Origin of the sequence: Roseomonas sp. BN140053 (assembly GCF_047690175.1) — a bacterium.
Taxonomy (GTDB): Bacteria; Pseudomonadota; Alphaproteobacteria; order Acetobacterales; family Acetobacteraceae; genus Roseomonas.
In genome coordinates this window covers 157,616-179,533 of record NZ_JBLLEB010000007.1, presented here as the reverse complement: position 1 = coordinate 179,533, position 21,918 = coordinate 157,616, and the positions used below count along the sequence as shown (strand labels likewise).

22 protein-coding genes are annotated in these 21,918 nt (G+C 71.0%); 10 read left to right on the top strand and 12 right to left on the bottom strand.

What is annotated here, in order from left to right; translation table 11 throughout:
* Nucleotides 1-123: 123 nt before the first annotated feature.
* The 4 genes from ACLIBK_RS09775 to ACLIBK_RS09760 all read right to left on the bottom strand — a co-directional run bounded on the left by ACLIBK_RS09775 (nt 124) and on the right by ACLIBK_RS09760 (nt 4,211).
* The gene (locus ACLIBK_RS09775; protein ID WP_415387063.1) at nt 124-1,227 is read right to left on the bottom strand and encodes an NAD(P)-dependent alcohol dehydrogenase; all 1,104 of its coding nucleotides are present in this window, start codon (nt 1,225-1,227) and stop codon (nt 124-126) included.
* A 145-nt stretch (nt 1,228-1,372) separates the two neighbouring features.
* Entirely contained in the window at nt 1,373-2,530 is a 1,158-nt protein-coding gene (locus ACLIBK_RS09770) for a Gfo/Idh/MocA family protein (protein ID WP_415387062.1), read from the bottom strand.
* A gap of 248 nt (nt 2,531-2,778) precedes the next feature.
* The gene (locus ACLIBK_RS09765; protein ID WP_415387061.1) at nt 2,779-3,618 is read right to left on the bottom strand and encodes a siderophore-interacting protein; all 840 of its coding nucleotides are present in this window, start codon (nt 3,616-3,618) and stop codon (nt 2,779-2,781) included.
* A complete protein-coding gene (locus ACLIBK_RS09760; RefSeq protein WP_415387060.1) occupies nt 3,615-4,211 on the bottom strand; it encodes a PadR family transcriptional regulator in 597 nt (198 codons plus the stop codon). The genes ACLIBK_RS09765 and ACLIBK_RS09760 overlap by 4 nt, the downstream gene beginning before the upstream one ends.
* Before the next feature lie 190 nt (nt 4,212-4,401).
* Here ACLIBK_RS09760 and lepA point away from each other — a divergent pair, with 190 nt between their 5' ends.
* Both lepA and ACLIBK_RS09750 read left to right on the top strand, forming a co-directional pair.
* On the top strand, nt 4,402-6,207 hold the full coding sequence (gene lepA / locus ACLIBK_RS09755) for a translation elongation factor 4 (RefSeq protein WP_415387059.1): 1,806 nt from the start codon (nt 4,402-4,404) through the stop codon (nt 6,205-6,207).
* Nucleotides 6,208-6,319: 112 nt separating this feature from the next.
* A complete protein-coding gene (locus ACLIBK_RS09750) occupies nt 6,320-7,171 on the top strand; it encodes a fumarylacetoacetate hydrolase family protein (RefSeq protein ID WP_415387058.1) in 852 nt (283 codons plus the stop codon).
* Between the two features lie 80 nt (nt 7,172-7,251).
* Here ACLIBK_RS09750 and ACLIBK_RS09745 read toward each other — a convergent pair whose 3' ends face one another.
* Nucleotides 7,252-7,806: a sugar O-acetyltransferase gene (locus tag ACLIBK_RS09745; protein WP_415387057.1), complete on the bottom strand. Its 555-nt coding sequence runs from the start codon at nt 7,804-7,806 to the stop codon at nt 7,252-7,254.
* Nucleotides 7,807-7,898: 92 nt separating this feature from the next.
* Here ACLIBK_RS09745 and ACLIBK_RS09740 point away from each other — a divergent pair, with 92 nt between their 5' ends.
* Nucleotides 7,899-8,300, top strand: coding sequence for a hypothetical protein (locus ACLIBK_RS09740; RefSeq protein ID WP_415387056.1), 402 nt, complete (start codon nt 7,899-7,901; stop codon nt 8,298-8,300).
* A 42-nt stretch (nt 8,301-8,342) separates the two neighbouring features.
* Here the strand turns inward: ACLIBK_RS09740 and ACLIBK_RS09735 are convergent, their stop codons facing one another.
* Nucleotides 8,343-8,846, bottom strand: a complete 504-nt coding sequence (locus ACLIBK_RS09735) for a ferritin-like domain-containing protein (protein WP_415387055.1) — start codon at nt 8,844-8,846, stop codon at nt 8,343-8,345.
* 156 nt (nt 8,847-9,002) lie between these two features.
* Here ACLIBK_RS09735 and ACLIBK_RS09730 point away from each other — a divergent pair, with 156 nt between their 5' ends.
* The 7 genes from ACLIBK_RS09730 to ACLIBK_RS09700 all read left to right on the top strand — a co-directional run bounded on the left by ACLIBK_RS09730 (nt 9,003) and on the right by ACLIBK_RS09700 (nt 15,944).
* Complete coding sequence (locus tag ACLIBK_RS09730) at nt 9,003-9,785, top strand: IclR family transcriptional regulator (protein ID WP_415387054.1); 783 nt, start codon at nt 9,003-9,005, stop codon at nt 9,783-9,785.
* Between the two features lie 252 nt (nt 9,786-10,037).
* Nucleotides 10,038-10,805, top strand: coding sequence for an alpha/beta fold hydrolase (locus ACLIBK_RS09725; RefSeq protein ID WP_415387053.1), 768 nt, complete (start codon nt 10,038-10,040; stop codon nt 10,803-10,805).
* Entirely contained in the window at nt 10,802-11,983 is a 1,182-nt protein-coding gene (locus tag ACLIBK_RS09720) for an LLM class flavin-dependent oxidoreductase (RefSeq protein WP_415387052.1), read from the top strand. The genes ACLIBK_RS09725 and ACLIBK_RS09720 overlap by 4 nt, the downstream gene beginning before the upstream one ends.
* Nucleotides 11,984-12,050: 67 nt before the next feature.
* Nucleotides 12,051-12,812: an SDR family NAD(P)-dependent oxidoreductase gene (locus ACLIBK_RS09715; protein ID WP_415387051.1), complete on the top strand. Its 762-nt coding sequence runs from the start codon at nt 12,051-12,053 to the stop codon at nt 12,810-12,812.
* Between the two features lie 13 nt (nt 12,813-12,825).
* On the top strand, nt 12,826-13,626 hold the full coding sequence (locus ACLIBK_RS09710) for an SDR family NAD(P)-dependent oxidoreductase (protein WP_415387050.1): 801 nt from the start codon (nt 12,826-12,828) through the stop codon (nt 13,624-13,626).
* Between the two features lie 113 nt (nt 13,627-13,739).
* On the top strand, nt 13,740-14,780 hold the full coding sequence (locus ACLIBK_RS09705; RefSeq protein WP_415387049.1) for a Bug family tripartite tricarboxylate transporter substrate binding protein: 1,041 nt from the start codon (nt 13,740-13,742) through the stop codon (nt 14,778-14,780).
* A gap of 144 nt (nt 14,781-14,924) precedes the next feature.
* On the top strand, nt 14,925-15,944 hold the full coding sequence (locus ACLIBK_RS09700; protein WP_415387048.1) for a Bug family tripartite tricarboxylate transporter substrate binding protein: 1,020 nt from the start codon (nt 14,925-14,927) through the stop codon (nt 15,942-15,944).
* Nucleotides 15,945-16,052: 108 nt separating this feature from the next.
* Here the strand turns inward: ACLIBK_RS09700 and ACLIBK_RS09695 are convergent, their stop codons facing one another.
* The 6 genes from ACLIBK_RS09695 to ACLIBK_RS09670 all read right to left on the bottom strand — a co-directional run bounded on the left by ACLIBK_RS09695 (nt 16,053) and on the right by ACLIBK_RS09670 (nt 21,836).
* Complete coding sequence (locus tag ACLIBK_RS09695; RefSeq protein WP_415387047.1) at nt 16,053-16,937, bottom strand: ABC transporter permease; 885 nt, start codon at nt 16,935-16,937, stop codon at nt 16,053-16,055.
* A 61-nt stretch (nt 16,938-16,998) separates the two neighbouring features.
* Nucleotides 16,999-17,988 carry an ABC transporter permease gene (locus ACLIBK_RS09690; protein ID WP_415387046.1) on the bottom strand — a complete coding sequence of 330 codons (990 nt, stop codon included), beginning with the start codon at nt 17,986-17,988 and terminating at the stop codon, nt 16,999-17,001.
* A 10-nt stretch (nt 17,989-17,998) separates the two neighbouring features.
* Nucleotides 17,999-19,267, bottom strand: a complete 1,269-nt coding sequence (locus tag ACLIBK_RS09685) for an ABC transporter substrate-binding protein (RefSeq protein ID WP_415387045.1) — start codon at nt 19,265-19,267, stop codon at nt 17,999-18,001.
* Entirely contained in the window at nt 19,264-20,358 is a 1,095-nt protein-coding gene (locus ACLIBK_RS09680; protein WP_415387044.1) for an ABC transporter ATP-binding protein, read from the bottom strand. Before ACLIBK_RS09680 ends, ACLIBK_RS09685 begins: the two co-directional genes overlap by 4 nt.
* Before the next feature lie 168 nt (nt 20,359-20,526).
* Nucleotides 20,527-21,369: a GNAT family N-acetyltransferase gene (locus ACLIBK_RS09675; protein WP_415387043.1), complete on the bottom strand. Its 843-nt coding sequence runs from the start codon at nt 21,367-21,369 to the stop codon at nt 20,527-20,529.
* Entirely contained in the window at nt 21,366-21,836 is a 471-nt protein-coding gene (locus ACLIBK_RS09670) for a Fur family transcriptional regulator (RefSeq protein ID WP_415387042.1), read from the bottom strand. The genes ACLIBK_RS09675 and ACLIBK_RS09670 overlap by 4 nt, the downstream gene beginning before the upstream one ends.
* Nucleotides 21,837-21,918 lie beyond the last annotated feature (82 nt).

Sequence of the window (21,918 nt, the reverse complement as noted above, 5' to 3'; positions counted from 1 at the left end):
CGGGAAAGGCCGGGGAGAAGGAATTCTCCCCGGACCCCTCATCTTTTTTCGGGAGTGCTGCCGCGCGCTGAACTCCCGAAAAAAGGAGGGGGATCGGGGGAGTTCACTCCCCCGACCTTCCTTTCACCCCGCAGGGAACCGCAGCACCGGCTTCACCACGCGCCCGGCTTCCATGTCGGCCATGGCTTCGTTGATCCGCTCGAAGGGGTAGAAGGTCAGCAGCTTCTCGAAGGGAAAGCGGCCCTGGGCGTGCAGCGCCACCAGGGCGGGGATGAAGCGGGCGGAGACGGAATCGCCCTGTACGATGCCCATCACGCGCTTGCCGTTGTTCATCATGTCCGGCATCGGCACGCTGAACTCGGGGCCGCCGATGGCGCAGTAGCCGGCGGTGCCGCAGGGACCCAGGGCCTCGATGCATTGCCGGAACACGGCCGGGATGCCCGTGGTGTCGAAGGCGAAGTCCAGGCCGCGGCCGGTGATGCGGCGGGCGGCTTCCACCGTGTTCTCCGCGACCGGGTCGATCGCGTGCGTGGCGCCGAGTTCCAGCGCCAGCTCGCGGCGGGCGGGATTGGTGTCGGAGGCGATGATCGTGGTCGCGCCCACCACGCGCGCGGCCATCACCGCGGCCAGCCCGACCGAGCCGGAGCCGGACACGAGCAGCGAGGCGCCGACGCCGACGCGCAGGGCGTTGATCACCGCCCCCGCCCCGGTCTGGATGCCGCAGCTGAGAGGGCCGAGCAGTTCCAGCGGCGCTTCGTCCGGCACCTTCACGGCGTTCTGCTGGTGGCACAGCGCGTGGGTGGCGAAGGAGGACTGGCCGAAGAAGTCGCCGTGCACGCGCTCGCCGGTGTCGCAGCGGAAGGGCACGGAACCGTCAGGGCGCTGGCCGCCGAAGTTCAGCGTGATGGAATGGTCGCAATAGGCGGGGTGGCCGTCGTCGCAGGGCGGGCAATGGCCGCAGAAGTTATAGGACATCACCACGTGGTCGCCGGGACGGAAGCCGGTCACGGCGGTGCCGACGCGCTCGACGACGCCGGCGCCCTCATGGCCCAGCACCACGGGCTGCGGCACGGGGCGCTTCCCATCCCGCATCGCGGCATCGGTGCGGCAGATGCCGGTGGCGACCAGACGGACCAGCAGCTCGTCGGGGCGGGGCTCCTCCAGCTCGATCCGTTCAAGGCTCATGGGCGCGTATTTCGCCCGGACGACGGCGGCGGTGACCTGCATGCGACGTGCTCCTCCCGGTGCTGCGGGGGCCGGGGCGGGAGAAGCGTCCCGCGCCCCGGCACGGCGGTGAGGTCCCGCCGTTCGGCCCCGGCGTCAAGCCGCCGGAGCGCGCGCGCGGCCGATGCCGGCCACGCCGCGCGTGCCGCTAGTTCTTGGGGACCTTGTCCTTGCCCTTGCCGGGGTTGGAGGTGTTGACCAGCTCGGGCGCGCGCTGCGCCGCCAGGGTTTCGCGCTGCGCCGCGGGGTCGATGCGGCGGCTGCGGGTGAAGGGCGGCAGGGGCTGCGACTGGTGGGTTTCCATCGCGCGCACGATGGCTTCCAGCACGCGCACGTCGGCCAGGCCTTCCTCGCCGTCCGGCTCGGGGTCGGTGTTGTTGAGGATGCAGTCGGAGAAGTACTTCATCTCGCCGCCGAAGTGGTCGGTGTTCTTGAAGCTCTTCTGGCTCTTGCTCTCGCCGATCGTGACCATCTGCTGCAGCGGCTGGCCGTACATGAAGGCCGGGTTCATGTGCACGCTGCCCTTGGTGCCCGCCACCGTGTAGCTGTCCAGCGTGTTGCCGTAATAGGAGATGACGAACTGCGCGAGCCGGTCGCCGGGGAAGCGCAGCGTCACCGCCACCGTGTCGTCGAAATCGCCCAGGCCGGCCTGTGGGTGGCGGATGCCGATGGCGGAAACCACGTCGGTCGGCTCGTCGCCGAAGACGTAGCGGGCGGCGTTCAGCGGATAAGGGCCCATGTCGAAGATCGGGCCAGCCTCGATGCCATTCTTGGCGCGATGGTTGGCGGGGTCCACCATCTGCACGAAGGTGGAGGTGAACAGCGTCAGCTCGCCCAGCTCGCCGCCGCGGATCTTCTCGAGGAGGTCCAGCGTCGCGGGTTCGAAGTGCAGGCGATAGGCCACCATCAGCTTGGCGCCGGAGGCCTTCTGCGCGTCGAGGATGTCCTGGCAGCGGGCCACCGACACGTCCATCGGCTTTTCCAGCAGCACGTGGATGCCGGCGCGCAGGGCGGGCACGGCGAATTCCGCGTGCCGCCAGTTCGGCGTGGCCAGGTAGATCGCGTCCACCTTGCCGGAGCGCAGCATCTCCTCGAACTGGTCGTAGCTGTAGGTGTCGGTGACGCCGTACTGCTGGCCCACGCCGCGCGCCTTTTCCGGGTCGCCGGTGACGAGGGCCGCGACCTCGGAATTGCCGGTGTGGGACACGCCGGGAAGCATGGCTTCCTGCGCGATGTCGCCCAGGGCCACGAAGCCGTAGCGGACCTTCTTGCCGGAGGTGATGCCCAGGCTGGACAGGATGCTCATGGTCGCGCCTTTCGGGCCGCGGCGGGGCGCGGCCAGGTCGGAGGAGGTTGGACGGGCGGCAAACGCGCCCCGACGCCCGGACGCTGCACGAGCCATCGCTCGCAATTCCGCGTGGTCCGGCCTTGGCGGCGGGGCGCGATCGATCGCCTCCCCGGCGCCGGACCCGGTGGGCCGGTGGTTCCGGGGGGCTGGGTCTGCCCCACCCGCCCCATCACCGGGTGGAGTTCGGGAACCGCGTCCCCCTCGCGTCAGTCGTTGTGGGTTTCGTGGGACGCGTCGGCGCCGTGCTTCCAGTAGCCGGATGCGCGAATGCGTTCCTTGGGCAGGCCGTGCCCGTCCACCAGGATCGTGCGCAGACGCTTGGCCACGGCGGACTCGCAGCCGACCCAGGCATAGCCCTCGCCGGGGGGCAGGGTCAGGGCGGACAGGGCGGCCTCCAGGCGTTCGGGTCGGCCCGGGGCGGCACCGTTCCGGTGCAGCCATTGCAGGTCCAGGGGGGCCTGGGTTCGGAAGGGCTGCTGCTCGGCCGGGTCGGCGACCTCGGCCAGCACCACGGCGCGGGTGGTGGCGGGTAGTTCCTCCAGCCGGCGGCCGATGGCTGGCAGGGCGGTCTCGTCCCCGATCAGGAGCAGCCAGTCCAGCTCATCCGGCAGGATAAAGGAGCCGCGCGGGCCGCCGACGCCCAGCTTCTGCCCGGGGCGGGCCTGGATGGCCCATTCCGTGGCGGGGCCGTGCTCGTGCAGGGCGAAGTCGATTTCCAGCTCGCCCGCCGCGGGGTCGTAGCGCCGCGGGGTGTAGTCGCGCGCCGGGGGGCGGGCGACGCCCTCGGGAAAGGTGGTACCGTTGGGGCCGGGGACCGCGCGGGGCGGCGCGTCCTCACCGGGGGCGGGAAAGAACAGCTTCACGTGGTCGTCGAAGGAGGCGCTGGTGAAGCCGGCCAGGTCCTCGCCGCCCAGGGTGACGCGCAGCATCCGGGGGGTGACGCGCGTCACGCGGCGCACCTCCAGGATGCGGAAGCGCAGCTCGTGCCGGACGCGGCGGGCGAGGCGCGGGTTCGGGACGGCGGCGTCCACCGGGGCGCCGCTCACGCCTGTTCCACCTGCACGGCGGCGGCGTCGATGGCTGCCACGATGCGGCGCAGCTGCTCCTCGCTCAGGGCACCGCGGCTGAGGCGCAGGCGAAGTGCCAGCTTCAGGTTGTGGGTGGCGCGCATCACCTGCAGGGCACCGCCGGCGGGGCGGTCGCCGGCCGCGGCCTCCATGCGGGCGAAGAGGGCATCGGCCTCGGCGCGGTTCTCGGCCAGGACGCGCTCGCCCTCGGGGGTGACGGCGTAGAGCTTGCGGCCGCCCTCGTTGGAGGACACCGCGATCTGGCCGAGTTCCTCCAGCAGGGTCAGGGTCGGGTAGATGACGCCGGGGCTGGGGGAATAGGAGCCGGCCAGCCGCTCCTCGATCTCCTTGATCATCTCGTAGCCGTGGCGCGGGCGCTCGGCGATCAGGCGCAGGAGCACGAGGCGGAGGTCGCCCGCCTCGAAGAAGCGGCCGCCGCGGCCGCCGCGCCGGCCGAGGAAGCCCTCGCCGCGCTCGGCGCCGGGGCCGCCGAAGCCGCCGCCCCGGAGGCCGCGATGGAAGCGGCGGCCTTCGTGGCGGCAGCCGAGGTGACGGAAGGCGTGACCGAACATGGTGTTTCTCCGATTGGTGTTCGATATATCGTCATTTTCGATATATCGGATGGCAGTCGGACTGCAAGGGGAATTTTCGCGTGGAGGCCGGTGGAGCGCGCGGCGCGCTTGGTCCTGGGGCCCGGGTGGCTTATCTGTGGGCGAACATGTCGCGGCCGCTTCTCAGGTTCCGCGCCCCGGCCGGATTTCCATGACCGACACCCCCCTTTCCCGTATCCGCAACTTCTCGATCATCGCGCATATCGACCACGGCAAGAGCACGCTGGCCGACCGGCTGATCCAGATGACCGGGGCGCTTTCCGAGCGCGAGATGACCAACCAGGTCCTGGACAACATGGACCTGGAGCGCGAGCGCGGCATCACCATCAAGGCGCAGACCGTGCGGCTGGACTACAAGGCCGCCGACGGCGAGATGTACGTGCTGAACCTGATGGACACGCCCGGCCACGTGGACTTCGCCTACGAGGTGTCGCGCAGCCTGGCGGCCTGCGAAGGGTCGCTGCTGGTGGTGGACGCGTCCCAGGGCGTCGAGGCGCAGACCCTGGCCAACGTGTACCAGGCGATCGATGCCGGCCACGAGATCGTGCCGATCCTGAACAAGGTGGACCTGCCGGCGGCGGAGCCGGAGCGGGTGAAGCAGCAGATCGAGGACGTGATCGGCATTCCCACCGACGACGCGGTGATGATTTCGGCCAAGACCGGGCTCAACATCGAGGGCGTGCTGGAGGCCATCGTGACGCGGCTGCCGCCGCCGAAGGGCGACGCGGAAGCGCCGACCACGGCGCTGCTGGTGGACAGCTGGTATGACGCCTACCTCGGCGTGATCATCCTGGTGCGGGTCAAGGACGGGCATCTCAAGCGCGGCCAGAAGATCCGCATGATGGCCAACGGCACCACCCACGTGATCGAGCAGGTGGGCGTGTTCCGGCCGCGCATGCAGGCGGTGGACAGCCTGGGCCCGGGCGAGATGGGCTACGTCACGGCAGCGATGAAGACGGTGGCCGACACCAATGTGGGCGACACCATCACCGACGACCGCAACCCGGCGCCGGCGGCGCTGGCGGGGTTCAAGCCGTCCGTGCCGGTGGTGTGGTGCGGGCTGTACCCGGTGGACGCCGACGACTTCGAGAAGCTGCGCGAATCCCTGAGCAAGCTGCGGCTCAACGATGCGTCCTTCCACTACGAGGCCGAAACCTCCGCGGCGCTGGGCTTCGGCTTCCGCTGCGGCTTCCTCGGCCTGCTGCACCTGGAGATCATCCAGGAGCGCCTGTCGCGCGAGTTCGACCTGGACCTGATCGCGACGGCGCCTTCCGTGGTCTACAAGATCAACAAGACCAACGGCGAGCAGATCGAGCTGCACAACCCCGCCGACATGCCGGACGGTTCGGTGGTGGACACCATCGAGGAGCCCTGGATCAAGGCGACGATCTTCGTGCCCGACGAGTATCTCGGCTCCATCCTGGCGCTGTGCTCGGAACGGCGCGGGCAGCAGATCGACCTGACCTATGTCGGAAACCGCGCGATGGCGGTGTACAAGCTGCCGCTCAACGAGGTGGTGTTCGACTTCTACGACCGCCTCAAGTCGATCTCGCGCGGCTATGCCTCCTTCGACTACACCATGGACACCTACGCCGAGAGCGACCTGGTGAAGATCTCCATCCTGGTGAACAACGAGCCGGTGGATGCGCTGAGCTTCATGGCGCACCGTTCCCAGGCGGAGAAGCGCGGCCGCTCAATCTGCGAGCGGCTGAAGGAGCTGATCCCCAAGCAGCTGTTCAAGATCGCCATCCAGGCGGCGATCGGGTCGCGCGTCATCGCGCGCGAGACGATCGGGGCACTGAGCAAGGACGTCACCGCCAAGTGCTACGGCGGCGACATCAGCCGCAAGCGCAAGCTGCTGGAGAAGCAGAAGGAGGGCAAGAAGCGCATGCGGCAGTTCGGCAAGGTCGAGATCCCGCAGAGCGCCTTTATCGCCGCCCTCAAGATGGAAGCGTAAGGGGACCACTCCCCCCTCCCCTGCTGCGGGCGGTTGACCGGGCCGCCCGCCCCGTCCCACAACGCGACCGTACCACGAGCCGCCGCGTGCGGCCTGCAGGAGGATCGCACCCATGAAGCTGGTCAGCTATCGCGCGGGGGGGGCCGAGAGCTTCGGCCGCGTGGACGGTTCGGGCATCCTGGACCTCGGCTCCCGCCTGGGCGGCGGCTATCCCGACCTGCGCTCCGTGCTCAGCCCGGCCATGCTGGACCGCATCCGCGGCATCGAGGGCAAGCCCGACCACGCCCTGGCCGAGGTGGAGCTGCTGCCGGTGGTGACCAACCCGCCCAAGATCTTCTGCGCCGGGGTGAACTACCTGACCCACCTGCAGGAAACCGGGCGGCCGCTGCCCAAGAACCCGATGATCTTCACCCGCTTCGCCAACAGCCAGGTCGGCGCCGAGCAGCCCATGCTGCGGCCGCCGGAATCCGAGCAGTTCGACTACGAGGGCGAGCTGGCGGTGGTGATCGGCACCGGCGGGCGGCGCATCCCCAAGGCGCGCGCCTTCGAGCATGTGGCGGGGTATTCCTGCTACAATGACGGCACGCTGCGCGACTGGCAGCGCCACACCGTGCAGTTCATCCCCGGCAAGAACTTCGCCCATACCGGCGCCTTCGGCCCCTGGCTGGTCACCGCCGACGAGCTGACCGATCCGGCGGCGCAGACCCTGACCACGCGCCTGAACGGGGAGGTGATGCAGCACGCCCCGATCTCCGACCTGATGTTCGATATCCCCGCGCTGATCGAGTACTGCTCGACCTTCTCCGAGCTGGTGCAGGGCGACGTGATCGTCACGGGCACCACCGGCGGCGTCGGCGCTTTCCGCACCCCGCCGGTGTGGATGAAGGCCGGCGACACGGTGGAGGTGGAGATTTCCGGTATCGGCATCCTCCGCAACCCGATCCGCGACGAGGTCGTGGCCTAAAAGCAGGCCACGGCCCGGTCGGCGGTCCTGCCCGCGCGGGCGGGGCCGCCTCGCCGGGCAGCGCGACTGCTCCCGCGCGCTCAGCCTTTGCGGCGGGCCGGGTTGCCCATCACGGTCGCCCCCGCCGGCACGTCGCGGGTGACCACGCTGCCGGCGCCGATCACCGCGTCGTCGCCCACGGTGACGCCGGGCAGGATGATGGCGCCGGAGCCGATCCAGACATTGGCGCCAATGGTCACCGGGCGCCCGAACTCCAGCATCTGCGCCCGCAGGGCCGGGTCGCGCGGGTGGTCGGCCGTGAGGATCTGCACGGCCGAGCCGATCTGCGTGCCGCGGCCGATGGACACCTGCACCACGTCCAGCACGACGCAGTTGAAGTTCAGGAAGGCGCCCTCGCCGAGGCGGATGTTGTAGCCGTAGTCGCAGAAGAAGGGCGGCCGGATGTTGGCGCCCGGCCCGACCGCGCCCAGCGCCTCGGCCAGCAGGGCGTGGCGCTGGTCGGGCGGCACCGCCAGCGCCGCGTTGTAGCGGACCATCCATTCGGAAATGCGCCGGTTGTCGGCTTGCAGCTCGGGATCATCCGCGACGTAGAGTTCCCCCGCGAGCATCCGCTGCTTCTGGCTGCGCCTGTCCATTTGCGCTCCTCCATCCCCAGACGCGTTCAACGGCCGGGGCGGCGCTTCGTCGGTGCGGGATGTCTTGCCCACGACGGAATTATGGCCGGGGCTTGCGGCAGCCACGCGGGCGGGCGATGCAGGGTGCCATGCTGGCGCGGCGCGACCTTGGGGGCTTGTTGGCGGTGGTCCTGGCCGTGGGGGCCATGGCGATCTACCGCGCCGTCTGGGTGGAGCCGCGGGAATGGGGTGCGGCCTGCCTGGACCTGTCGCAGGCGCCGCTGGCCTGCTTGCCGCGCGCCGGGCTGCTCTGGCTGCAGCACTGGCAGCTCTGGGGCGGGGCGGCGCTGCTGCTGGGCCTCTGGGGCTTTATCGGGTCACCGAACTGGGTGCGAGTGGCGGCGGTGGCGCTGGGGATCATCGCCATCCTGAACTTCAATGCCACCTGGGGCATGCTGGGCGCGGCGCTGGGCGCCTGGGCCTGGGTGGGCGCGGTGGCGCGCCGTCCGGCGTGAGGAAGGCGGCAGGGCGTTTCCGCCCCGCCGCCCCCGCTCGGATCAGGCCGCCAGCTTGTTGACGCGGGATTCCGCGATCTCGGTCAGCTTGCGGTCGGTCGCCTTTTCCTCGTCCAGGGTTTCCTGCAGCACGCTCGCGCAGTCGTTGCGGCCGAGCTGCTTGGCAAAGGCGATCAGGGTGCCGTAGCGCGTGATCTCGTAGTGTTCCACGGCCTGGGCGGCCATCAGCGCGGCCGCGTCCAGCACCTCGGCCTCGGCGCTGTCGCCCATGACCTCGTTGGCTTCGGAGATGATGCCGTCCATGGCGGCGCAGGTGACGCCCTTCACGGGCTGGCCGTGCATCTGGAAGACCTTCTCCAGCCGGGCGATCTGGTTCTTGGTTTCCTGCAGGTGCAGCTCGAAGGCCAGCTTGAGCTGGGTGTTGGTGACCTTGCCGATCATCTTCGGCAGCGCCTTCGTGATCTGGTTCTCGGCGTAGTAGATGTCCTGCAGCGTGTGCACGAACAGGTCGTCGAGCGTCTTGATCGGCTTCGAGAAGAGGGCCATGGGGTCGTGCCTCCTGGATTGTTTCGGGGTTCCCGGCATCACACAGGGGGGCGGAAAACGCCTGTTTGCCGGTCGCTCGGCAGTTCCGGGGAAACGCGGGCGCGGCACGGCAGGTTGCGGCCGCGGGGCGGGGCGGCGGGGAGGAGAGATGCCAGCGTGACCGATCCGTCCTCCCCGGCCTCCATGCAGTCGGTGCGCGCCATCGAGCGCGCGATCGACGTGCTGCAATGCTTTTCCCTGGAACACCCGGCCATGACGGTGGCGGAGCTGGGCCGCAAGCTCGGGCTGAGCCGGCCGACGCTGTACCGGCTGCTGCACACGCTGGAGCGCAAGGGGCTGGTGCGCTCCAGCGGCGAGCCGGCGCGCTTCGAGCTGGGGCACGGGGTGGCGGGGATCGCGCATGTCTGGCTGGCGCGGCTGGACCCGGCGCGGCTGGCCGCCCCGGTGCTGGCGCGGCTGTGGCACGACACCAACGAGACGGTGGCGCTGTGCCTGCCGCAGGGCAAGATGCGGGTCTGCGTGCTGGAACACCCCGGGCGGCAGCCGCTCTCCTACGCGCGCGGGGTGGGGGATGTGGACAGCATGGCCGCCACGGCCAGCGGCCGGGCGATGCTGGCCTTCCTGCCGCCGGCCGAGCAGGAGCCTGCGCTGGAGGATGCCGGCCCCGAGCGCCCTGCCCTGCTGCGGGAGCTGGAGGAGGTGCGCCGCGCCGGGCTGGCGGTCAGCGGCGGGGCCATCGCGGGCATCCGCGGCGTGGCGGCGCCGGTGTTCGACCGCACCGGGCGGGTGGTGGCTTCCGTGGCGATCACCGGGCCGGAGGTGCGGCTGAGCGGCGAGCGGCTGGAAGCGCTGAGCGCCGCCGCACGGCAGGCGGCGGCGGAGGTTTCCGCCGCGCTGGGCCATGCCGGTGGCCTGCCCGCCGAGGACGCCGCGCCCTAGGGACGCTTCCCGCAGGCGGTGCCGGCGCCGGGGGGAGGCGACGCGCAGGGCCTCGGGCTTCGGCTGCCGGGGGCTGCCAGGAACAGGCGACGGTTGCCGTAGAACAGCCAAACCTTGCGCTGCCGCAGCCCGTACGCCGGGCCTTGCCGGCAGGCGCGACGCCGGGTGAGGGCGAAAGATGCTTGAACCGGCCGGCATTCCGCGCCTAGGATGATTCCTGAAACAGCTGTCCATCTGGTGGACAAGAAAGACATGCAGGAAACGTCCCTCGAAGTTCTCGGCCAGCCGTTGCGCGTGCTGGAAGCCGGCAGCGGCCCGCCGCTGCTCTTTCTGCACGGCGCCGGCGGCCTGAGCTGGAATCCGCTGCTGGAGCGGCTCAGCGCCACGCACCGCGTCATCGCCCCGGAACATCCCGGCTTCGGCCGCACGGAGATCCCGGCCTGGATGATGAGCGTGGGCGACCTCGCCTTCTTCTACCTCGACGTGCTGGAAGCGCTGGACCTGCGGGAGGTCGATCTGGTCGGCCTGAGCATGGGCGGCTGGACCGCGGCGGAACTGGCGATTCGCGACACCAGCCGGCTGCGCACGCTCACGCTGATGGCCCCGGCCGGGGTGCGCAGCGAGGTGCCCTTCGGCGACATCTTCCTGTGGTCGCCCGAGGAATCCGCCCGGCGCGGCTGCTTCAACCCGGAGATCGCGGAACAGCGTGTGCGCGCCCTGGCGGAGGCGGACCTGGACACCACCCTGCGCAACCGCGCGGCCACGGCGCGGCTGGCCTGGAATCCCCGCCTGCACAATCCGCAGCTGCCCTTCTGGCTGCACCGCATCGACGTGCCGACGCTGCTGGTCTGGGGCACGGAGGACCAGGTGGTCCCCTTCGCCTGCGCCGAATCCTACCGGCGCGGCATCCCCGGCGCGCAGCTGCTGGCGCTGCCGGAAACCGGCCACGCGCTGCCGGCCGAACGCCCGGCGGAGATCGCGGAACGGCTCGAAGCGTTCTTCGCGGAGGTGCGGTCATGAAGTTCTTCTTCTTCCACCTGATGCCCTATGCCGACCTGGACCTGAGCTATGCGGACACGCATGACAGCGCCTGGCTGACGCTGCCCAACCGCTACTTCGACCCGGCCAAGGGGCAGGCGCTGTACCAGCGCTTCATCGGTGAGCTGGAACTGGCGGACCAGCTCAACTTCGACGGCATCTGCGTCAACGAGCACCATCAGACCGCCTACGGCATCATGCCGGCGCCCAACCTGATCGCGGCGTCGCTGGCGCGCACCACGAAGCAGGCGAAGATCGCCGTGCTCGGCCGCGCGCTGCCGCTGGTAAACAGCCCCGTCGCCATCGCGGAAGAGTTCGCGATGCTGGACAACCTCAGCAACGGCCGGCTGATCGCCGGCTTCGTGCGCGGCATCGGTTCGGAATACCACGCCAGCGGCGTCAACCCGACGTTGTCGCATGAGCGCTTCTACGAGGCGCACGAGCTGATCCTGCGCGCCTGGACGGAGCGCGAGCCCTTCCGCTTCGCCGGCCGGCACTACGAATTCGAGCATGTCAGCCTCTGGCCGCGCCCGGTGCAGCAGCCGCATCCGCCGGTCTGGATCCCCTCGCAGGGCAGCACCGAGACCATCGAGTGGACGGCGGCGGCGGCGCGCAAATACACCTATCTGCAGACCTTCAGCCCCATCAAGGTCGCCACCAAGGCCTTTGACGCCTATCGCGAGGTGGCGCGCAAGGACGGCTATGAATCCCAACCCTCGCAGCTCGGCTGGGCAGTGCCGATCTACGTGGCCGAAACCGACGAGATCGCGCGGCGCGAACTGAAGCCGCACGTGGAAGCCTTCTTCAACCGGTTCCTGCGCTTCCCGATGGAGATGCGGATGCCGCCCGGCTATTCCTCTGTGCGCTCCACCAAGGCGCTGATCGAGTCCAAGTTCGCGGCGCGGTCCAGCGCCACCACCATCGACGGGCTGATCGAGCTGGGCATGATCGTGGTGGGCAGCCCCGAAACGGTGCGGCAGCGCCTGGCGGCCTATCACGCCGATCTCGGCTTCGGGAACCTGATCGCCATGCTGCAGGTGGCCAGCCTGCCGGCGGATCTGACGGAAAAGAACATCCGGCTCTTTGCCAGCGAGGTGATGCCGCATCTCGCGGCGCTCGGCACCGACCGCGACACGGCCGCGAGCCCCATCGCGGCCTGAGCCGCCGGGTGCCGCGACCGGTCGCGAGGCCAGCCGGCCCGTTCAACATCGGCCAGGGAGGCGTGCGGTGAGTGAGGCAGGCGCGCGGCGCTTCGCGGGCAAGGTGATCGCCGTGTCCGGGGCCGCCGGCGGGATCGGCGAAGCGCTGACCCGCCGCTTCCTGGCCGAGGGCGGCGCGGTGGCCGCAGTGGACCGCGACGGCGCCGCGCTGGACCGTCTCGCGGCGGCGCTGGCCGCCGGCGAGGCGCTGCTCCCCTGCCCCACCGACGTCAGCCGCGAGGCCGATTGCGCGGCGCTGGCCGACCGGATCCGCGAGCGCTGGGGCAGGCTGGACGTGCTGGTGAACAACGCCGGGTACTTCCCCATCCGCCGCTTCGACGAGTTGACCTTCGCCGAGTGGCGCGAGGTCGTGTCGGTCAACCTGGACAGCGTGTTCCTGATGGTGCGCAGCCTGCTGCCGCTGATGCGGGGCCGCGGCTGGGGGCGCATCGTCAACATCGGCTCCGGCAGCGTCTTCAAGGGGCCGGCGCGCCAGGCGCATTACGTCGCCGCCAAGGCCGGCGTGATCGGCCTCACCCGCTGCCTCGCCAACGAGCTCGGGCGCGACGGCATCACCGCCAACGTCGTCACGCCGGGGCTGACGGACACGCCCGGGGCACGGGGCGTCTTCACCGCCGAGGAGCTCGGGGCACGCGCCGCGACGCTGCCGATCCCGCGGGTGCAGCGGGCGGAGGACCTGGTCGGGGCCGTGACCTTTCTTGCCTCCGACGATGCCGCTTTCATCACCGGGCAGATCGTGAACGTCGACGGCGGCAGCGTGCTGCGCTGAGGGGGAGCGCCGGATGTCGTCCCACCCCTTCTCCCTGGCCGGGCGCCGGGTCCTGGTCACCGGGGCGGCCAGCGGCCTCGGCCGGGCCTTCGCCCTCGCCATGGCCGAGGCCGGTGCCGCCGTCGCCTGCGCCGACATCGACCCTGGGGCCGAGGCAACGGCGGCCGCCATCGCGGCGCGCGGCGGCACCGCCCTGTTCCTGCCGGTGGACGTGGCGGAGGAGGCCTCGGTCGCCACGCTGCCGCCCGCGGTGGAGCGCGGGTTCGGCGGCCTGGACGTGCTGGTGAACAATGCCGGCATCGCCATTCCCCCCGGGCGGCTGCTGGACCTGTCGGTGCGGGACTGGGACCGCGTGATGGCGGTGAACCTGCGCGGCGTGTTCCTGTGCAGCCGGGCACTGCTGCCGTTGCTGCTGGCGGGATCCGACCCGGCGGTGATCAACATCAGCTCGTTTCTCGGGCAGGTCGGCCTGTATCCCGGCTTCCCGATCACCGCCCTGCCCTATGCGGCCTCCAAGGCAGGGGTGGACGGCTTCACCCGCCAGCTCGCGATCGAGTACGCCCGCGACGGGCTGCGCGTGAACGCCATCGCGCCGGGCTGGCACGGCGGCACCGCGCTGGGCCGGGAACGCCGCGCCTCCACCACGCCCGCGGAGCGGGAACGCCACGAGGCCTTCCTGCGACAGTCCATTCCCATGGGCCATCGCGGCACGCCCGAGGACATCACGGGCCTCGCCGTGTTTCTGGCCGGCCCGGCGTCGCGCTACGTCACGGGCCAGGTCTTCGCCCATGACGGCGGGCTGACCGCGACCTGATGCCCGCCCCGGGCGCCCCGCCGCGCGGCCCGAAGCCCGGGACCGGCCGGGCCCCGACGCCGCGGGCAGCGCTTGACGCCCCGAGATCGCCATTCCTACGGTGGGTGAAACGAATGTCCGAGCAACGAGAAGACCTGGCGCAGGAAACGGTGTCCGGGCCTCCCGGCGAAGCGCCGGCGCGGGGCGGCACGGCGTCGCGCCGCGGCCTGCTCGGGGCGGCGCTGCTCGCCGCGGCGGCGCCGGGCGCGGTTCGGGCGGCCGGCTATCCCGACCATCCCATCCGCCTCGTGGTGGCCTTTCCGCCCGGCGGCATCACCGACCTTTGCGCGCGCGTGGTGGCGCAGCGCATGGGTGCGATCCTCGGCCAGCCCGTGGTGGTGGAGAACCGCAGCGGCGGCGGCGGTCGCATCGGGGCGGAGCTGGTCGCGCGGGCGCCGCGCGACGGCTACACGCTGCTCTTCGCCGATTCCAACACGCACGGCACCTTGTCCACCATCGCGCGCGACCTGCCCTTCGACCCGATGCGCGACTTCGCGCCGATCGGGCCGGTGGCGGATTTTCCCAACATGCTCGTGTGCAACCCTAGGCTGCCCTTCCGCACCCTGCCCGAGATGATCGCGCAGCTGCGGCGCCAGCCCGGCAGCGTGCGCCGCGCGAGTTCCGGCCCGGGCACGGGGAACCACTTCGCGGGCGAGCTGTTCGACGAGCTGGCCGGCGTGCGGACGGAGCACGTGCCCTATCGCGGCGCGGCGCCCGCCGTGCAGGACGTGATCTCCGGCACCATCGAGTGCGCCTTCACCGGCGCTGCCTATCCGCAGGTGACGGCGGGCGAGGTGCGGGCGATCGCCACCACTGGGGCGACGCGCGACCCGCGCATCCCCGACGTCCCGACGATGGCGGAGGGCGGCGTTGCCGGCTACGACATGAGCTTCTGGCACGGCATGGCGGCGCCGGCCGGCACCCCGGCGGAGGTGCTGGCGGTGCTGGGGGGTGCGCTGCGCCGCGCGCTGGAGGACCCGGGGGTGCGGGACCGGCTCTACGAGATCGGGCTCAACCTGCATCCGGGCGGGCCGGAGGAGCTGGCCGCGATGATGCGGCGCGACATCGCCCGCTACCGCGAGATCGCCGACAAGGCCGGGCTGCGCTTCGACTGAGACTGCGGCGCGGCGCCGGGACGTTCCCCAGCGGCGGCCCGGCGCCGAGACCCGGCGCGGGGCCGGTCCCGGATCGCCGGTGGCCAGGTGCTGGCCGCCCCTCCGATGCCGGCCGAAAAACAACACGAGGGAGGAGAACCGAGCATGACACTCATCACCCGACGCGGGGCGCTGCTGCTGGCCGGGGCGCTCGCCGCCCCGGCCCTGGGCCGCGCGCAAGGCGTCCCCCAGCCCGGGGCCGCGCAGCCGGGCGCGGCGGAGGCGGCGCGCTGGCCGGACCGGCCGGTGCGGGTGATCGTGGCCTTCGCCCCCGGCGGCATCACGGATTCCACGCTGCGCGCCATCGCGGACCGGCTGGGCACCGTGCTGGGGCAGTCCGTGGTGGTGGAGAACCGCCCCGGCGGCGGCGCCATCATCGGGGCGGCCGTGGTCGCGCAGAGCCGGCCGGACGGCTACACTTTCCTGTTCGACGGCCATCCCACGGTGACCAATCCGCTGCTGATGAAGGAGATGCCGTTCCGCTACGACACCGCCTTCACGCCGGTGACGCAGGTGGCCAAGGCGCCCATCGCGCTGGGGGTGAAGACCGACCTGCCGGCGCGGAACCTGGCGGAGTTCGTGGCGCTGGCCAAGGCGCGGCCGGGGGCGCTGTCCTGCGGGCATTCCGGCATCGGCTCGGGCGGGCAGCTGGCCTTCCTGATGCTGCAGCAGCGCACCGGCATCCAGCTGACGGAGGTGCCCTATCGCGGCGGTGGCGAGGCGGTGCGCGACTTGGCCGCCGGCACGCTGGATTGCTGCACCCCCGCGCTGCTGCCGCTGGTGCCGCTGGCCCAGGCCGGGCGGGTGCGCATCCTGGCCGTCACCGGCCCCAACCGCAGCCCCGCCGCCCCTGAGGTGCCGACGCTGGCGGAGCAGGGCTACCCGGATGCGGCGCTGGAGGAATGGCTGGGCCTCTTCGCCCCCACCGGCACGCCGCTGGCGATCCAGACCAAGCTGCGCGACGCGGTCGCCACCGTGCTGAAGGAGCCGGAGGTGCTGGCCCGCCTCGCCTCCCTGGGCACGGAGCCGGTGGGCAGCACGCCTGCCGAGTTCACCGCCTTCATGCGCGAGCGCAGCGCCCAGGCCACGCGCATCGTCCGCGCCGCCGGCATCGAGCCGCGCTGATCCGCGTTTCCGGGGCGCGAGTGGGCGCTGCTCCTTTCCCGGGCGGGCGCGGGCCTGTCCGGGCGGGCGCGGCCCTGCCCGGCCGGGAGTCCCGGCCGGCGGGCACGCTCAGCGGCGGCGGTTGCGGCGGCGCTGGAGGATCAGCACCGTGCCGAGGGCCAGGGCGATCACCAGCAGCGACATCGCCGTGGTGACGGTGCCCAGCGCGTAGATCTCGGGCGTGGTGACGGTGGTGGTCAGCCCCTGAAGTTCCAACGGCAGGGTGTTGCGGCCGCCGATCGCCTGGGAAGTGCGGGCGACCTCGTCCCAGGACAGGGTGAAGCCGAACAGCGCGACGCCCACCAGGGAGGGTGCGATGATCGGCAGCACGACGTGCCGCAGCACCTGCATCGGCGAGGCGCCGAGGTCCCGCCCCGCTTCCTCGAAAGCCGGGTTGAAGCGGTTGAACACGGCGAAGAGGATCAGTAGCCCGAAGGGCAGCGTCCAGGTGAGGTGCGCGCCCAGCGCGGAGGTGTAGAGGCCGGCGGAGGTTTCGTAGCCCTGCAGGAAGCCCCAGCCGGTGCTCTCGGCCAGGGCCTTGATCGCGTCGTCAAAGAGGCGGAATTCCAGCCCGATGCCGAGGCTCACCACGATGGAGGGCACGATCAGCGAGGCGATGGCGACGTAGAAGAGCCCGCCCTGGCCCCAGAAGCGCTTGCGGAAGGCCAGGCCGGCGGGCAGCGCCAGGAGAACGGTGAGCAGCATCACCAACGCGCCCAGGCGCAGGGAACGGCCGAAGGCGGCCCAGATATCCACCACCCCGACGCCCTGCCAGAGGCGGGAGAACCAGAAGGTGGAGACGCCGTTCATCGGGAAGGTCAGGCCGCCCGCGGGTCCCTGGAAGCTCAGCACCACGATGGCCAGGATCGGGCCGTAGAGAAACAGCACGAAGGCGGTGAACAGGGCGGCGAGCCACCAGAAGGCGGCCGGGCGCTTCTCGCCGGTGCGGTTCATGCGCGCTTCCCCTTGCCGGGCGTCCCCGGGCTGCGCTTCCGCACCCCCACGCTTCGCATCCTCACAATTCGCGCCGGATGTCGACGAGGCGGGTGAGCGCCCAGATCATCAGCAGCACCACGGCCAGCAGCACCACGGCGTTGGCGGCGGCGATGGGGAATTGCAGGTAGCTCATCTGCACCTGGATCACCTTGCCGACGGAGGCGATCTGCTGCCCGCCCATGATGCCCACGGTGACGAAGTCGCCCATCACGATGCACAGCACGAAGATGGAGCCGATCACGATGCCGGGCTTGCAGAGCGGGATCACCACGTTCCACAGCGTCTGCCAGCCGGAGGCACCGGCGTCGCGCGCGGCCTCGATCAGCGAACGGTCGATGCGCGCCATGGAGTTGAAGATCGGCACCATCATGAACAGCGTGTAGAGGTGCACGAAGGCCAGCACGACCGAGAACTCGGAATACAGCAGCCAGTCCAGCGGCCCATCGGTGACGCCCAGCGATTGCAGCGTCTGGTTCACCAGCCCGTTGCGGCCGAGCAGCGGCACCCAGGCGATCATGCGGATCACGTTGGAGGTCCAGAAGGGCACGGTGCACACCAGGAACAGCGCCATCTGCACGGCGGTGGAGCGGATGTGGAAGGCCAGGAAATAAGCAATGCCGAAGCCCAGCAGCAGCGTGATGGCCCAGACCAGCAGGCAGAAGCGCAGCGTGGACAGGTAGGTGGCGAAGGTGACGCAGAGGCTGGGCAGCCTGGCGAGGCAGCCGTCGAAGACCTCGCGGTAGTTGTCCAGGGTGAAGGCGGGGGTAATGGTGTATTCCGTGTATTCCCAGAAGCTGACGGCCACCGTCAGCACCAGGGGCACGATGAAGAACACCAGGAACAGCAGCGCGAAGGGCGCGGCCTGCCAGTAGGCGGTGCCGCGGCCACGGCGCGCCGGGGACGCGCCGTCGCGGATCGGCCGGGCGCCGGTGGGCGCCGCAGGGGCTAGCGAAGCCGGGGCCTTCCCGGCCGCGGCCGCGCCGCCGCGGTCGGGAAGTGCGTTGCTCATGCGTGGTGCATCAGGCGGCGATGAACTCGTTCCATTTGCGGATGAGGTAGGTGTTCTCGTCCATCACGGCGTTCCAGCAGGCGACGCGGCCCATGCGCTCCTCGTAGGAGCCGCCGTCGCGCACCGTGCCGGCCTTTTCCAGCAGCGAGCCGTCGGGCGCCTTGATGTCCTGCGCCGCCGGCTTGCCTTCCATCCAGTAGGCCCACTCATAGGGTTCCATGTTGGCCTGGGCGGTGCTCAGTACGGCGGAATAATAGCCCTGGCGGTTGAGGAAGGCGCCGGCCCAGCCGCTGAGGAACCAGTTGATGAACTCGTAGGCACCGTCGAGCTTGCGGCCTTCCAGCGTGCGCGGCATGCCGAAGCCCGAGGCCCAGGCGCGGTAGCCTTCCTTCAGCGGCTGGTACACGCACTGCACGCCCTGCGAGCGCACCTTGGTCACGGCGGGCGACCACATGGACTGGATGACGGTCTCGCCCGAGGCCATCAGGTTCACGCTCTCGTTGAAGTCGCTCCAGAAGGCGCGGAACTGGCCGGCCTTCTTGGCGTCGGTGAGCACGGCCATGGTGCGGTCGATCTCGGCCCGCGTCATGTTGCCCTTGTCCGGGTATTTGTACTGGCCGCTGGCTTCCACCACCATCGCCGCATCCATGATGCCGATGGAGGGGATGTTCAGGATCGAGGCCTTGCCCTTGAACTGCGGGTTCAGCAGCTCGGCCCAGCTGTCGATCGGGCGGCCGATCAGGTCGGGGCGGATGCCCAGCGTGTCGGCATTGTAGGTGTTGGGGATCAGCGACATCCACTCGGTGGGAGAGGTCGCGAATTCCTTGGAGTTGCGGCCGGTGAGGAACTGCACCTTCTTGGGCGCCGTGCCCTGGTCGCCGATGGTGCGGCCGCCGACCTCGCCCCGGGTGAAGACCGGGGTGATGTTGTTGAACTCCTTGATGCGCCGCGCCTCGATGCCCTGCAGGTTGCCGGAGGGGGCGACGCGCTTGGCGGAGAAGTATTCCAGGTCCAGCAAATCGAAGGTGTTGGGCTGCGTTACCGCGCGGCGGATCACGTCGTCCGTGGTGACGGGGACGTACTCGATGGTGATGCCCAGGTCCTGCTTGGCCTTGGCGGCGATCTCGGCGCTCTGGTTCACGGCGGTGCCGAGGTAGCGCAGCACCACCGGCTCCTGCGCGTGCACGGCGGGGGCGGCGAGCCTGGCCGCGACGCCCGCGGCGACGAGGCCGGTGGCGGCGCGCAGCGCGGCGCGGCGGGTGAGCTTGTACTCGGTCATGCGTTCTGTTCCTCCAGGACGGCGAGGGATGCCGCGGCGTCGGTGTCGCGCAGCGGGTGGGCGTCGGCCGCGAACCATTCCGCGCGCACGGCGTCGCCGGCCGCGAAGGGCTGCGCCTCGAAACGGTCGTCGGGGATCACGGCGAAGAGTTCCGGCAGGCCCTCCGCCGCGAGGCGGAGCTGCACGAAGCTGCCCTGGTATTCCACCGTGGCGACGCGGGCCGGCAGGCTGCCGTTGGCAGCCGCCAGGGGCAGGCCGCCGGCCGTCGCCGGGGGTGCGGCGCTGCCATTCGCCGGCGCGGCGCCGGCAGGCAACAGGCGCATGCGGTCCACGCGCACGGCGACGGGGGCGCGACCCGGCAGGGCGATGACGTTGTGGCCGCCGATGAAGCGGGCGACGAAGGCGGTCTCGGGGCGGGAAAACACGGCGCGCGGGTCGCTGGCCTGCTCGATGCGGCCGCCATTCATCACCACCACCAGGTCGGACAGCGCCATGGCTTCCTCCTGGCTGTGGGTGACGTGGATGAAGGTGATGCCCAGCTCGGTCTGCAGGCGCTTCAGCTCTGCCCGCACCTGGATGCGCAGGAAGGGGTCGAGGGCCGAGAGCGGCTCGTCCAGCAGCAGCACGGAGGGTTCCGTCACCAGCGCGCGGGCCAGCGCCACGCGCTGCTGCTGCCCGCCTGAGAGCTGCGAGGGCAGCCGCCCCGCGAGGTGGTCCATCCGCACCAGCGCCAGCATGTCGCGGGCACGGCGTCGGCGCAGGTCGCGGTTCACGCCGCGCATGCGCGGGCCGAAGGCGACGTTGTCCAGGCAGTCCAGGTGCGGGAACAGCGCGTAGGACTGGAACATCATCGCCGTGCCGCGCCCGGCCGGCGGCAGGTGCCCGACCTCGCGCGAACCGATCAGGATGTTGCCGTCGCTGGCCACCTCGTGCCCGGCGATCATGCGCAGCGTGGTGGTCTTGCCGCAGCCGGAAGGGCCGAGCAGGCAGCAATAGGAACCGGCGGGCACGCGCAGGTCGATCGCGTCCACCGCCACGGCACTGCCGTAGCGCTTGCTGACCTTGATCAGTTCGACGGCGGCGCCGTGCATGCGTTCGGATCTCCCCTGGTGTCCCGATCAGCAAGCCACATGCCAGGGCTCGCCACCGGGCGGCGCGGGGCGCGACTGCAACGCGCGCAGGCAGGGGATGCCGCGGAACGGATCAGCGGGTGCCTGTCCCGCGGGGCTCCTGGCGATGCCGGAAGCGCGCCGCGGCGGCTATTCGTCGTTCGGCTTCAGCTCGTAGTGGCGGTAGTATTTCTCGGTGACCTGGTCGGTCTTCACCACGATGCAGACGTCGGTGGTGTTGAACTGGTGGTCCACCACCGCGCCCTCGCCGACATAGCCGCCCAGGCGCAGGTAGCCCTTCACCAGCGGCGGCAGCTCGTTCAGCGCGGTGCGGATGTCCAGCGCTGCCGGGTCCATGCGACGCATCTGCTCGTAGCGGCCCGGCAGGGCGCGGGGGCAAAGCTCGGGCGGGGCGAGGTGGCGGCTGGCCAGAAAGGTCAGCGGTTCGGCCAGGGCGTCCAGGTCGGTTCCGGGCAGCGAGGCGCAGCCGAACATCAGGTCGATGCGGTGACGGAACACGTAGGTGGCGATGCCGCGCCACAGCAGCTGCAGCGTGCCGCGGGTGCGGTGGTCGGCGCCGACGCAGGACCGGCCGAGCTCCAGCACCGGACCGGGCCAGTTCAGGATGGGGGACAGGTCGTACTCGTCGGCGGAATAGAAGCGGCCGATGCGCGCCGCGGCCTCGCGCCGGATCAGGCGGTAGGTGCCGACCACGCCCTCGGGCCCGTCGCCCAGGCGGTGGTCCACCACCAGCAGGTGGTCGGCCACCTCGTCGAAAGCGTCGGCGTCGCGGCCGGGGGTCATGCCCGGCTGCGGCTTGGCGCCCATCTCCTCGTAGAAGATCTGCCAGCGCAACGCCTGGGCGGCGCGCACCTCCCAGTCGCGCTCAGCGATGCGCACGCCCAGCTCGCCGGCGCGCAGCTCGCCGAAGCCGGCGCCGGTGGCGCCGGAACCGGAACTGCCGCGGCCCGCGCCCCGCACGGCGACGCTCATCCGTCCGCGTCCGTGTCCTGCCCGTGCGGCTCCTGGGGAGCCTCCGCCCCCATGCGGCGGCCGAAGAGTTCCAGCCGGTGGCCGACCAGGGAGAAGCCCAGGCGCGCGGCGATCTCCTGCGCCAGCTTCTCGTGCGCGGCTTCCTCGAACTCGATGACCTTGCCGCTGTCCACGTCGATCAGGTGGTGGTGGTGGCCGTGCTCGGTAGGCTCGTAGCGGGCGCGGCCGCCGCCGAAATCGTGCCGCTCCAGGATGCCCTTCTCTTCCAGCAGCCGGACGGTGCGGTACACGGTGGCGATGGACACCTTGCTGTCGAGCGCGAGCGCCCGGCGATAGACTTCCTCCACATCCGGGTGGTCCACCGCCTCGCTCAGCACGCGGGTGATGAGGCGGCGCTGGCCGGTGATCTTGAGGCCGCGTTCCACGCAGAGGCGCTCGAGGCGGGAAGGGTCGGGGCGTGCGTCCATGCGTCCTGGGCTTCGAAACTGGAACAAACCGTTTCCGGTGCTGGCGGGGCTGGCCGGTGGGGCAACACTACCCGCCACCACC